The organism is Timaviella obliquedivisa GSE-PSE-MK23-08B (assembly GCA_019358855.1).
GTDB classification, from domain to species: domain Bacteria; phylum Cyanobacteriota; class Cyanobacteriia; order Elainellales; family Elainellaceae; genus Timaviella; species Timaviella obliquedivisa.
This window is the reverse complement of the sequence record JAHHII010000001.1, coordinates 138,479-150,803: the sequence shown is the minus strand read 5'-3', so window position 1 is coordinate 150,803 and position 12,325 is coordinate 138,479. Positions and strand designations below refer to the sequence as shown.

The window sequence follows — 12,325 nt, the reverse complement described above, 5'->3', positions numbered from 1 at the left end:
CCTTTCACTTTAAGCAATCCACCACTAATTGAGCTAGTTTTTGTGCTGCACCCCGATCGCCTCTCACTTGGCGAAGTTGGGTTTGAATGTAAGTTAACTTTTCAGGGTGATCTAGCCAGTCGATCGCCAGTTCTGCCAAATCTTGCGGAATTAGGTGTCCGACGAGTTCTGGCACAATCATCTTTCCTGCCCAAATGTTGGGCCAAGCCAGTAGCCGAGTTTTACGCAGAAACCAGCGATTAATCAGGCGGGCAAAGAGAGTGCCCACTCCAGGCAGGTTTGCTAAAAGTCCGGGTATACCATCCCAGGAACGCATGGCATCAAGTTGTTGAGTAGGAAGCAAAACAATCATGGGAACTGCTAGTGCGCCAAGCTCGGCAGTATTGGCTCCAACGGTTGTTAAGCAAAAACGACATTTTATTAATAAAGGATAGGCAGGAGATTGGGTGTAAAGTTCGATGCGAACTGGGGTGGGTTGTCCCTCTTTTTTGATCTGTAGAAAAGGCTGTCCTTGATCTTGAATAAGGTCTGCGGAGAAATTACCAAAGTGTTCAATGAGGGGATTTTGTGCCGGGTCAGCAAATTTCGCCAGCGTCGATAAATGAAGGGTAGGAGCGACGGGAATGACGAACCGGGTTTGAGGACGATCGCCATAAATGGAGTGAGCGATCGCCAATCCTAGGGGTAATCCCTGCGCCAGCTTTGCCCCTTTAGAACCAGGCAATATGCCGATGATTTCTTCCTTTGCTTCAGAGGATGTCTGAGAAGTATCAAAGATTCTTGCACTCGCCCCCCAACCCCCCATTCTGGGGGACTTCTGCATCAGCCCTCCTTCAAAGTCCCCCCGAATGGGGGATTTAGGGGGCGGATCAGACAGCAATTTAGACTTCTCGGACATCCTCTCAGAAAGATCCTGAGTTGAGTCGCCTGCCTCAATATCTGCCATTAAATCTCCGACCACACTGAATTTATGCGCGTGTTGGGATTGTACCCGCTCAATCAGTTCAGGCTTCATAACCCCAAACCGATCGATCCACCGATGCCAGCGGGTTTCCCACTCGCCGTAAACCACGGTGCGATATCCTAACCGTTTGCCAATGATGACGGTAAAGATTTGATCGCCCCCTAAAAAAAGCGTCACGCCCTGTTTTCGCCAATCCCAAGGCTCGGCTGTTTGCCCCCACAACAAAAAAGGGAAAAACCGATCGGCGCTTTGAATGCGATCGATTTCGGGATAAGTCTGGGCGATCGCTGCCTCGCTTCCGCTGGCATTGGGACAAGGGGACAAGATGAGAGAAATACGAACCTGTTGCCGATCTTCGCCAAGCTGTTGACGCAGCGCTTTGACAACAGGGCGTACCCAGGTCGTGATCTCACCGGGGCCGTTGGAGAGAATCAGAATGTCTAGGGGGAGATGATCTGATGAGCGATCGATTGATGGACGAGCCATAAATTTAGTTTACGTCTGTATTGTGCTAATTGTTACTTGTTGTTGAAGATGCTAATGCTTTTTACTGAGATTATTGCGTTCGTGGAACAGGATTTTAGCTTTCATAGAACTATTCTTGCCCTTATCTTCAGCTTTGCTCAATGTATTATTTGCAACAGAGTAAAGAGTCTTACTGATGCTTTGCTGACCAGTTTACTGAGGCAGATCGGGAAGCAAATTTTCACTGTTCACTAAAATATTATAGAAGTGCGATCGCTGCGGTTATTTATTGGATGTAGTCATTGTTTCTCAGTAAGCTTCAGTAGAGCGATCGCCGCTCATATCCTTTGCTTCAGCGTGATCCCTTTTTCAGAACCTCTGTTATTCTTTGAGCAGCTTATTCGCTAAGCCTTCGATAAGCCATCCACAGTAGTGCAATTGTGACCTTAAAAACCTATTTTTAAAGTCTAAAATTTGACATACCTATCTAAAGTCTATAAGGGAATGCTGTAGAGATTTGTTTCTTTAATTAGGAAGAATAAATCGTGTTCGCCATTGGTCAAAGTCAAGCAGACAGCAGATGCAGGCTATTTAGCCAGAACGCTATCTCTAAGACTGTCACTAATGGTTACCTCCAGGGGTAGAGTAAAAAGACTCAACCTAAGTTCCTTCAGGAAGCCGGTTTCGACTCTAACGACAAAGTGTAGATAGAAAAGCGATCGCGTTTGGCTTTAGTTAAACAGGATCTTGAGAAGTAGAGGATTTCTAAGCTTTGTATCCTTCCTGTTAAACAAGTTACCCGCGTCATCAAATAATAAATTTGGGGCAATAGCTCAATTCACTTTAAAGCGGGTATTCTGAACAGCATCAATCCCATATTTTCTCGCTTTTGCGGATCTGACACTTCTAAAACTCATGCGTTAACGGACAAAAAACTGTGGTTAGTAGCCTCCGAAGTTTATTCTCAAAAAAGAACAAAGGAGTCGGTGTCGAACTGACCCCCGACCGAGTGAATTTAGCGCGTCTTAAAAAGAAGGGGCAAGGGTTTCAACTCATGACCTTGGCTTCGGCAGAGGTGCCGGAAGGCATTTTTCAAGATGGTCAGATTGCAGATACGGTAGCCATGGCTGAGATCATCCAATCGATTTTGACAGAGAGCAAGTTAAAGGTAAAACATGCTGCTACTGCTATTCCTAGCGGTCGAGACACGGTGACGCGCATCATTCCGGTTCCGGCTGAGTTGGATGACCGCGAACTGCGAGAAATGGTGTTGAACCAAGAAGCAGGTTTGTATCTTCCGTTCCCTCGGGAAGAGGCAGATGTGGATTACCAAAAGCTGGGTTTGTTTGTGGATGAGGATGGCATTGAGAAAGTGCAGGTGTTGCTGGTTGCCACCCGCAAAGATGTCACGAATTCTTATTTAGAAACATTTCGGCAAGCAGGATTGATGGTCGATGTTTTAGAAATTAGTAGCTTTTCATTGATTAGAACCATTCGTCCTCAGTTGCGGCAGTTCTCGCCTCAAGAAGCGGTGGCGCTGGTGGATATTCAGTTTGAAAGTACCGAAATTTCGATCGCTGTAGATGGAGTGCCTCAGTTTTCTCGGACGGTTCCGATTGGCACCTATCAAATTCAAACCTCGCTGAGTCGAGCCATGAACTTACCGCCTTCACGCAATACCGAGTTACTGCAAGGCATGACGGTTCCGGCTTCTAGCCCCATGGATCACTCTATGGATGCGCCTGCTAAAGGCGGCACTAACCCAGCGATAACGGCGATGCTGCGAATTTTGGGCGATTTGGCGGATGAATTACGCCGCTCCATCGACTTTTACCATAATCAGGGTGAAAACACTGAGGTGGCGCAGCTTTTGCTAGCGGGGCCGGGGGCAGCGATCGGGCAGTTAGATGAGTTCTTCTCTCAGCGGTTGAGCTTGCCGACCACGCCGATTGATCCGATCGCCGCGATGTCGTTGGAGGTAGCGCAGGAAATTCCGTTGGCGCAGCGATCGGGGTTGGGTGTAGTTCTGGGTTTGGGATTACGGGAGGCATGGTAAATGTACGCGCTAGATATTAATTTTCTCAATGACCGGACGGAGCGGCAATCTGAAAGCCCTCTTAAGCCAAAAGGCCCTGTTAATCAGACTCCTTTTTATCTTGGGTTAGCAGTGGCGATCGCTCTACCTGCTTTAGCGCTAGGAGCATGGGCGCTGTTGCAGTCACAAAACGGCACGCTAGAGCAACGGCAAGCGGCACTCGATAGCGAACTAGCCATAATTCAAACTCAGCAAGCTGAGGTGGATGCGATTACCCAACGGGTGAAAGACTACGAAGATGACAACACGGCACTGGCAACGGTCTTTGACCGGATTAAGCCTTGGTCGGGCATCCTGCAAGACATCCGCGATCGCGTTCCCAACGGTGTACAAATTAGCCTGATCGAACAATTGCCGCCCGAAGAGATTCCCGTGACGGCTCCGGTTACCGCCAGTCCTAGCCCCAGTCCTGGAGCCAGCCCCTCTCCTGGTGTGCCTGAGGTTCCGGTTGTAGCGGCTTCTCCTCAACCTCAAAGAATTCGGGTGACGGGTCGAGCCAAGTCGTTTAGCGAAGTCAATGATTTCATACTGACGTTGCAGCGATCGCCATTCTTAACCAGTGAAGACACTAAATTAGCAACCTCGAAGCTGATCGAAAATCCTACTAAAATCTCGTTTGAGGCAGAAGAAGGACAAACTGCCTCTAGCGATCAAGTTGAAGTTAAATTTCCACCAGTTGTGGAATATACCATTGATACAACGTTGACCGAGTTACCTGCTTCTGCCCTACTACAGGATTTGGAGCGCACCTTATCGGTAGGGTTAGCCAGCAGAATTCAAGCACTCAGGGATAGAGGAGTTTTAAAGCCATGAGCTACGGTGGAGATTTTGTTCCTTCGGGAGAAACAGCAGACACCCCCGATTTTCCTAAGCTGTTCGGGCTGTCTTTAACCCCAACGGTGAATGGTGTTCTAGTCGCATTGGTGGGGTTGGTAGGAGCCTATCTCTTATTCTCTAACTTGGTGCAGCCTGCCCTGGAACGCAACCAAGAGTTAAGCCAAGATATTGCCGTTAAAGAAGCGCAACGGCAAAACCTAGAGCAATTTAAAAAGCAAATAGAAGATGCCCGCGTGAGGCTGAAAGATGCTGAGCAGTTGCGGGCAGATGTTTTGAGTTTGTTTGCTTCTGAAAAAAGTGTAGATACTTTGCTTTTAGATGTGAATGAGCGGGTTCAGTCGGTTAATGCAGGCATTACTGACCCCGATAAACGGGCAACGCTTTCTAAGTTTGATTTGGATGCCGAAGCTTCAGGCCCAGTAACTGATGGGTCTTTAGGTGCTGAGGTTGATAACCGTTTAGAACGGCGAGTTTACCAGGTAGAAATCAGAGGATCGTATCCTCAAACTCAGTCGATTATTCGCAACATTGAGCGATTACAGCCGCTCTTGGTGATTAGTAACTTTAAGACAGACTTAGATAGTTCGACCCAAGAAGTACTATTCAACGAGCAGGGCAGATTGCTTGGACAACCCGAAACCCGAATCATAACTGGGTTTCAGCTTGCTGCTCTAGTGCCGATCGAGCAAGAGTCTGCTCCTACAGTGAGTGCTCCAGCAGATGTCCCAGCAGCTAATGCCCCAGCAGTTAATGATCCAGCAGGCGCGGCTCCTGCGGCAGTCCCGACGGTAGTCCCCAACCCGTCCCCCAGCCCCTAACTCTAACCCCACAGCAGTCTGATATTTAAGGAGGAGTGTTCCGTGAAACGGCATCTTGGATTTGGTAGTGTAATTGGTGGTGTAGCTTTGGTGATGATGGCATCTCAGGCTGCCCAGGCTGCTTCAACGCAGATTACTGATGTGCAGTTGAAGCAGACAGATGGCGGCGTTCAGGTGGTACTGCAAACCAAGAATGGCGATCGCCCCCAGGTCTTTACCGTCAGCCGAGGCAATGCCTTGATTGCCGACATTATTAACACGGAGCTAAAACTCTCTGCTGGCAATGGCTTTTTGAAGAACGATCCGGCTCCCGGCATTAGTTCGGTGTCGGTAACGCAGTTGGATGGTAACAGTGTGCGGGTGGAAGTCAGCGGAGAGAATGCTGCCCCATCGGGTCAGGTGAGTCAAGATTCGGGTTTGATTACGCTAAATGTGGGTGGCGCAGGCAGTGCCGCTGCATCGCCTAGTCTGCCTCTACCGAACCAGTCTGTTCCGAATCAAATTGCCCAGAGTCAGCCGCCACCAGCATTACCGGGTTCTCCTGGAGTTGCACCGGGGCAAAGTGTACCGCCGACTCAACCGAGGGCGATCGCGCCTCCTTTAGGCGACCAGTCGGTATCAAGCATCGATTCTTCTCCTTCAGAAATTAACTTGGGAACCAATGAAGTTGTTCCTCGTTTGGTGCTGCGCGATGCACCCGTGCGCGATGTCCTGTCTCTCCTTGCCCGTGCCGCTGGCATGAATGTTGCTTACATAGATGAAAGCGTTGCAGCCGATCAATCTGCTGCCGCTGCACCTACTGCGCCTTCCGACGGTTCTACAACTAGCGCGGGGGCTAAAATCTCACTTGATATTGAGAACGAACCTGTCCAGAACGTCTTTAACTATGTTTTGCGGGTTGCAGGATTAGAAGCAAACCGAGCAGGAAGAACTATTTTTGTCAGTCCTCGATTGCCCGATTCTGCACGTAACGTTCTTACTCGGACGATTCGAGTTAATCAAACTACGGCTCTTAGTGCTGCGACTTACCTCGCAACTTTAGGAGCTGAGACAAGACAGTTTTTTGAAGGTGGAGAGCGGATTGTTACAGAACGAGATGAAGAAACCGGGTTGAGCCGCACAATTAGAGAGCCTAACCCTCCCCGTGTTGATACTGTTTCAGTTGAGCAGGGAATAAGTCCCTTAGTGCTTCGAGGTTTGTCAGTCACGGCTGACCCCCGGCTCAACTCTGTGACTTTAGTCGGCAGCCCTAATCAGGTTGCAATGGCTGCCTCAATGCTAGGACAGCTCGACTTACGCCAACGTCAAGTTGCAGTCAACGTTAAAATCGTCGATATTAATTTGCTTGCAACCGATAACTTCAGCACCAGCTTTTCGTTTGGTGCCGGGAATGGCTTCTTTTTAGTTGACCGAGGCGCGGCAGTTTTCAACTACGGTCGGACTAATCCAGCAACAGCAGATCAAGCGCGCAACAGCTTGAATAGCCCGCCAACCATTAATAATCCCTACGCAGGAAATGCGCCATTCTTGGATGCGACTCAACAGTTAGTTGTTCCGGGTGGTGGTGGCGGCGTAGTCGATCAGGGACGCTTTACCAATACCGATGCGACCTTTCTTCAACCCGTTCCCCCCCTAGGTCAGAACGATAACCCATTGCGTCCTGGTGTCACTGATTTTGAGCCTGGAACGCCAACGGTAATTGCCCGTAATGCTCAGACTGGAGAAATTACTTTTACTCAGGGCACTGCGTCTACAGTTCAATCGGCTTTGCCAAGTCTGTTCCAATACCCCTCTCGGTTCTTGGCAGGTTTGCAAGCACAGGTTGTGAGTGGCAATGCCAAAATTCTGACTGATCCAACGTTGGTCATTCAGGAAGGGGAACAGGCACAGGTAGAGCTAGGACAGGAAGTGATCACTAACGTTCTCGAAACACGAACCTCTACCAATAACGAAACCGTTACAAATACAGAGATTGAGAAGGCTAACGCGGGATTAACACTAACGGTTGCAGTCGATCGCATTGATGACAACGGCTTTGTTTCTTTGAACATCAATCCTTCTGTAACATCGCCTTTTGAAACCCGCGAAATTCGGTTGGGTAATGGTGGCTCAAACACGATTACGCTTTTGAATCGGCGAAATTTAGACACTGGGCGGCTACGTCTCCGCGATGGTCAAACCCTGATTGTTTCGGGAATTATCCAAGACAGCGATCGCACCACCATTACCAAGGTGCCAATTTTAGGTGACATTCCCATTCTGGGCGCACTGTTTAGAAGCACCAGCCGAGAAAACAGTCGGCGTGAAGTGATTGTGCTTCTCACCCCCCAGATCTTGAATGATGATGACACTTCTAACTTTGGCTATCGCTATACGCCCATGCCAGAAACTCAGCAGCTTTTACAACGTCAAGGTGTGCAGCCCTAAACAGGCTAACTGGAACAACTGACTCCTTTTTTGGGTGGGCTAACGAGTCCACCTTTTTTATTGGCTGATTTCTGTAACTGATATCCATGCCGTAAGATGAAGAAAAAATACTTGGGAGACTAAAACTATGCTCCTTTTAGATCCTGAAGAACAGGCAGTCCTAGAATCTATAGAAGCCGATGAGTGGAATTCTGTGCCGGATAGATCACAAGAGATGCAACGCTACCAAAGCTATGCTCAAGCCTATGTAGCAGAATTATCAGCAGGGTTAGAGGAAGTCAAGATTGAACTCCCTGCGAGTGATTTGCGATCGCTTCAAGTTTTGGCACAACAGGCAGGTCTTTCCGTGCCAATTTTTGCCGCAAGTGTAATTCATCAATATGTCTTAACGCGATCGCAGCCTTAATTTATACAGAGGAAACCAGCCATGCTAAAAAGCTATGAAGCAATTTACGAAAATGGTCAAGTGAAGTGGCTAGGGGAACAGCCCTCAGTAGAATCAGCACGTCTAATTGTGACAGTTTTGGAGGTGACAGTTCTGGAGGAGAAAACATTACCTGTAAAACGGCGCACTTTTCCGACTGACATGGCAGGGAAAGTGGAAATTTTAGGAGATATTGTCAGTCCGATTGTGGATGAAGAAGATTGGGAATGTCTGAAATAATTGTTCTTGATACTCATATTTGGCTTTGGCTGATCAATGCTAACTTTGATCAATTTCCGTCTCGCTGGCTTGACTCTATTAAGGCTGCGGCTTGTGTCGGGGTTTCCCCAATCTCATGCTATGAAATTGCCCTGGCTCATAAAAAGGGACGTATTAGACTCCCCTCTACTGCGCAAGATTGGTTTCGTGAGGCTTTAACACCTGCGGGAGTTGAGGTGTTGCCAATGACCGAAGCGATCGCGGCTCGTGCTGTTGATTTGTCTCCCACTCACAAAGATCCATTCGATCGCCTCATTATTGCTACGGCTTTAGAATATGGGGCAAAGCTTGCCAGTGTCGATCGCTCGTTTGCTCAATATTCTGAACTAGAGACTTGTTTGCTGAAATGACTCAATTGAGAAACTGGCTCAATTGCAGGTGACACAGCCCGATCGCCAAGCCATCATCGGGTGAAAAGCGATCGCGGAACTCAAACGGCGATCGCCAGTCATTAACTACAATCGCATTCGTAGCATGGGGCAATACACCCCTATTTTGTCACGTCTGCATTTCTCCCTCAAGGATTGTCATTATGAAAACGCGCAATGCCCTCAACGCCCTCAGCAACGCCCAAAACATTGGCAATCTTAACGGCGATGCAGACTATCGCAGCCAAGGCAGCACGAAACAACTCTATCGTTTTAGTCTCGATCGCTCCAGTCGGCTGAATTTTTCTCTCGATCAAGTTAGCGGTAGATCCAGCTTGCAGTTGCTTAAAGCAGATGGCTCGGAACTGAAACGAGCAAAAGACAGCCGCAAGCAATCCTTTGATAGTCGCTTGAAGTCGGGCGATTACTATATACAGGTGGCAACGGAAAGCAACGCTCGCTATAAGCTCAACCTCAAAGGTTCAGGACGGGCGATCGATGCGGGCGATGAGATCAATGATGCGCTAGATGCCGGAACTTTGAGCGGAGTTAAGCGAACGTTCCAGCAGCGAGTCGGCGGTAGAAGCGATCGCCAAGACTTTTACCAAATTGATTTAACAACTGATGGCGCAATTGATTTGTCGCTCCGTGATTTGCGTCGAGATGCTGATTTAATATTGTTGGATAAAAACAGCAATGAACTTGCGCGATCGTCAACTGATGGGCGATCGAATGAGTCGATTCGACAATCGTTAAAAGCAGGGACTTATTTTGTTCAAGTTTCTCCTTTTTCGTCGCGAGTCAAGTATACGCTGGCAATGGCGGCAGATAGTTCAGGTGTGATAACATCCAGTCCGTTGCCAGGTAATCCAACAAGTAATCCCAATGGTAATTCTACGGTTAATTCTGGCAGTATGCAGAGTTCTCCTATCTTTTCACAATCGGGGCAAGTGAGTGCAGCGAAGAGCAGTGATTTCTATCGCTTTAACGTTAATCAATCGGGTGTATTTACCGCCAATTTAACAGGATTGACGGGTGATGCAGATGTGCGATTGGTGCAAGATGCAAATAATAATGGGGCGATCGATCAGGGCGAAGTTTTGGCTTGGCAGTGGGAGCGCGGTACAGCCAGTGAGTCGATTCGTAAGTTTGTAGGAACGGGTAATTATTTGTTGCAGGTCATGAACTACAACAATCAAACTGCTAATTACAGCGTTAATACAAACTTTATCGCGGCGGCAAGTGATGACAAACAGTTTTCAATTCGGCTAAATTTTGGAGCAGGGTTAGGCAGCATTAACAATAGCGTGAGAGGGGCGATCGCTCAAGCCGCAAAGGTTTGGGAAAACGTCATTGCCTACAGCAGTCTCAACGGCACCCACACCCTAGATGTTGATGTAATTGGCGAATCGAATGCCGACAACTGGTACGCCGCCGCCACTAACAAACAAGGCATTCCCGATAAAACTAATAAATGGATGCCCACCACAGGCAGAGTCCGCATTAACACCAGCTACGCCAACACCTTTAACAGCAACCCCGAATATTTAACCGCCATCCTCACCCACGAGTTTGCCCATGTGTTGGGCATTGGCACGCTTTGGGAAAATAGTGGACGCACCTTGATTAATACCAAGAACGATACCTATACTGCCGATAGCTATGCAGGCAGCGCCTACGGTGATTTGGCGGGCACTTTTACCCCCACTGCTGTTCCCCTCTCCAAAGATAAAGATTCTGCTGGCAACTTAATCTACGGGCACTGGAGCGAAGCCGTGTTTGGTAACGAGATGCTCACTCCTGAAGCGGAAGGCGCAGGCATTAAAATTCCCCTCAGCCAACTGACGATCGCCTCTCTGCGCGACATCGGCTGGAACGTTAATTACGGCGCTGCTGAACCCTTCTCCTTTTCCAGAACTGCCAGCCCTGCCAATAACACTATCTCAAGTAATATCATCTCAAGCTTACCTCCCGGCTCCAACGACTTATTTATTCGCTGCGGTTGTGCTTACCACATGGCACAAGCCAGCGGACTAAACACCCTGGGTTCTTCACGTTTGAGTGATGTCATTGGGGTTTAAGGGTTGGACAAATCACCCTTTCTAGGGCGTTGGCGTTGTAGGGTATTAGGGTATAACTGTCATGTCTTGATCAGCCCATTTATTTCACCCTCAACTCATGGCACGCGGCGACCAAATCTATGTAATGCGCCCCTTGGCGGGACTGGATAGTTTGTATCAACACCACGGAATTGACTGTGGTGACGGTACAGTCATTCATTACTACAAGCCTGGGGAAGCCGAGATTAGTAGAACTTCTTATGAAACCTTTGCTCAGGGTAGACCCGTCTATACCAAGCAATACACGACTTCTTATGTACCCGATGTCGTGATTGAGCGGGCAGAGAGTCGGTTGGGCGAACGGCGGTACAGTTTATTAACCAACAACTGCGAACACTTTGCGACTTGGTGCAAGATTGGAGAAGGTGAATGTGTCCAGCTTGCGGGGTTAGATGTAGGTTTATTAAAGCAGTTTGATCGAGGCTTTGTGGAAGAGGCAGCACAGGGCAACCCGGTGGCGGCGATGGAACAGTTTCGGCTGGCGCTGGGGAATTTGGCGATCGCTCACGCTGAGATTCAAGCCCAGCTTACGCAAGCCCAAAAAGAAATGGATACCTGGCAGCGCGCCGCCCAACTTGCCCTCAAGCAAGGCAAAGAGCCGTTAGCACGCGCTGCCCTAGAACGACGTTATCCCTTTAAGCGCAAGGTTCAGGATTTGCAACAACAGATGGATGAACTAGTCGCGTTGCAACAAACTATTGAGCGCGATCGCCAGGCTTTGAAGCAGAGTGCGATTGTCTAGAATGAGAAATATTACCTGTATTTCTCATGACCTATCGTGACATTATCACTATTGAGCCAGATAAACGTGGCGGTAAACCCTGCATTCGACGAATGCGAATCACGGTTTACGATGTATTGGGTTGGTTAGCTGTTGGGATGGCTCACGAAGAGATCTTGGACGATTTTCCAGAACTGACAGAAGCAGACATTAGAGCCTGTTTAGAATTTGCGGCTGACCGTGAGCATCGCTTAGTTGCTTTGGTAGGTATAGATTGAAGCTGTTATTTGACCAAAACTTAAGCCGTAAACTGGTGCAAGGTTGATAGACATTTACCCTGATTCTAGTCATGTTCAGCTTCATCAATTAGCAGAAGAGACTGATACTGAAATTTGGGAGTTTGCCAAGTTGAACGGCTTTTGCATTATGACTCAAGATGCAGATTTTGCTGAAAGAAGCCGTTTGTACGGCTCTCCGTCTAAGGTCGCATGGTTGCGCTGTGGAAATCTTTCAACTTGCCAAGTTGAAAGATTACTTCGCTCTGGCTCTGGATCAATCCAAGAGCTTCTGAAGAACTCCGCTCTACATTGCCTTGAATTGTACTAACTGTTGCAGTAAACTGAACTGCGCGTTGTTTCGCAGAGCGGATAAGGATTGCTTCTTGCTCAGACAAAAGTTTTTTGAGTGGGGCGATCGCTTAAAGTTGAATGTTGCGGTAAGGTGAATGGCGATCGCAGGTAACTAATCCACCATGGAGCGAAGTACTAAGCTCATTTGCTCCCGATCCTTATCATACGATCGCCACAA

11 protein-coding genes and 1 pseudogene are annotated in these 12,325 nt (G+C 48.3%); 11 read left to right on the top strand and 1 reads right to left on the bottom strand.

The window, feature by feature from the left end:
* Positions 1 to 4 precede the first annotated feature (4 nt).
* The gene (locus tag KME11_00695) at positions 5 to 1,450 is read right to left on the bottom strand and encodes a lipid-A-disaccharide synthase (protein MBW4513724.1); all 1,446 of its coding nucleotides are present in this window, start codon (positions 1,448 to 1,450) and stop codon (positions 5 to 7) included.
* Between the two features lie 916 nt (positions 1,451 to 2,366).
* On the opposite strand from KME11_00695, the gene pilM reads away from it, so the two are divergent.
* The 11 genes and pseudogenes from pilM to KME11_00640 all read left to right on the top strand — a co-directional run bounded on the left by pilM (position 2,367) and on the right by KME11_00640 (position 12,124).
* A complete protein-coding gene (gene pilM / locus KME11_00690) occupies positions 2,367 to 3,485 on the top strand; it encodes a type IV pilus assembly protein PilM (protein MBW4513723.1) in 1,119 nt (372 codons plus the stop codon).
* The gene (locus KME11_00685; protein ID MBW4513722.1) at positions 3,486 to 4,337 is read left to right on the top strand and encodes a PilN domain-containing protein; all 852 of its coding nucleotides are present in this window, start codon (positions 3,486 to 3,488) and stop codon (positions 4,335 to 4,337) included.
* Positions 4,334 to 5,179 (top strand): hypothetical protein, encoded by an 846-nt coding sequence (locus KME11_00680; protein ID MBW4513721.1) that lies wholly within the window; start codon positions 4,334 to 4,336, stop codon positions 5,177 to 5,179. Before KME11_00685 ends, KME11_00680 begins: the two co-directional genes overlap by 4 nt.
* 42 nt (positions 5,180 to 5,221) lie before the next feature.
* On the top strand, positions 5,222 to 7,606 hold the full coding sequence (locus KME11_00675; GenBank protein ID MBW4513720.1) for an AMIN domain-containing protein: 2,385 nt from the start codon (positions 5,222 to 5,224) through the stop codon (positions 7,604 to 7,606).
* Positions 7,607 to 7,733: 127 nt separating this feature from the next.
* The gene (locus KME11_00670; protein MBW4513719.1) at positions 7,734 to 8,012 is read left to right on the top strand and encodes a hypothetical protein; all 279 of its coding nucleotides are present in this window, start codon (positions 7,734 to 7,736) and stop codon (positions 8,010 to 8,012) included.
* Positions 8,013 to 8,033: 21 nt separating this feature from the next.
* Positions 8,034 to 8,270 (top strand): hypothetical protein, encoded by a 237-nt coding sequence (locus tag KME11_00665; GenBank protein ID MBW4513718.1) that lies wholly within the window; start codon positions 8,034 to 8,036, stop codon positions 8,268 to 8,270.
* Positions 8,258 to 8,659, top strand: coding sequence for a type II toxin-antitoxin system VapC family toxin (locus KME11_00660; protein MBW4513717.1), 402 nt, complete (start codon positions 8,258 to 8,260; stop codon positions 8,657 to 8,659). Before KME11_00665 ends, KME11_00660 begins: the two co-directional genes overlap by 13 nt.
* A gap of 182 nt (positions 8,660 to 8,841) precedes the next feature.
* Entirely contained in the window at positions 8,842 to 10,758 is a 1,917-nt protein-coding gene (locus tag KME11_00655) for a pre-peptidase C-terminal domain-containing protein (protein MBW4513716.1), read from the top strand.
* 97 nt (positions 10,759 to 10,855) lie between these two features.
* A complete protein-coding gene (locus tag KME11_00650) occupies positions 10,856 to 11,539 on the top strand; it encodes a lecithin retinol acyltransferase family protein (GenBank protein ID MBW4513715.1) in 684 nt (227 codons plus the stop codon).
* A 26-nt stretch (positions 11,540 to 11,565) separates the two neighbouring features.
* Positions 11,566 to 11,796 (top strand): DUF433 domain-containing protein, encoded by a 231-nt coding sequence (locus KME11_00645; GenBank protein MBW4513714.1) that lies wholly within the window; start codon positions 11,566 to 11,568, stop codon positions 11,794 to 11,796.
* Positions 11,793 to 12,124: pseudogene (locus KME11_00640) on the top strand (DUF5615 family PIN-like protein). Before KME11_00645 ends, KME11_00640 begins: the two are co-directional and overlap by 4 nt.
* The last annotated feature ends 201 nt before the right edge of the window (positions 12,125 to 12,325 follow it).

Bases quoted from the DNA above. Each gene is read 5' to 3' on its own strand.
- KME11_00680 (MBW4513721.1), top strand. From the start codon at position 4,334: ATGAGCTACGGTGGAGATTTTGTTCCTTCGGGAGAAACAGCAGACACC.
- KME11_00695 (MBW4513724.1), bottom strand. From the start codon at position 1,450: ATGGCTCGTCCATCAATCGATCGCTCATCAGATCATCTCCCCCTAGAC.
- KME11_00685 (MBW4513722.1), top strand. From the start codon at position 3,486: ATGTACGCGCTAGATATTAATTTTCTCAATGACCGGACGGAGCGGCAA.
- KME11_00645 (MBW4513714.1), top strand. From the start codon at position 11,566: ATGACCTATCGTGACATTATCACTATTGAGCCAGATAAACGTGGCGGT.
- KME11_00650 (MBW4513715.1), top strand. From the start codon at position 10,856: ATGGCACGCGGCGACCAAATCTATGTAATGCGCCCCTTGGCGGGACTG.
- KME11_00670 (MBW4513719.1), top strand. From the start codon at position 7,734: ATGCTCCTTTTAGATCCTGAAGAACAGGCAGTCCTAGAATCTATAGAA.
- KME11_00660 (MBW4513717.1), top strand. From the start codon at position 8,258: ATGTCTGAAATAATTGTTCTTGATACTCATATTTGGCTTTGGCTGATC.
- KME11_00655 (MBW4513716.1), top strand. From the start codon at position 8,842: ATGAAAACGCGCAATGCCCTCAACGCCCTCAGCAACGCCCAAAACATT.
- KME11_00665 (MBW4513718.1), top strand. From the start codon at position 8,034: ATGCTAAAAAGCTATGAAGCAATTTACGAAAATGGTCAAGTGAAGTGG.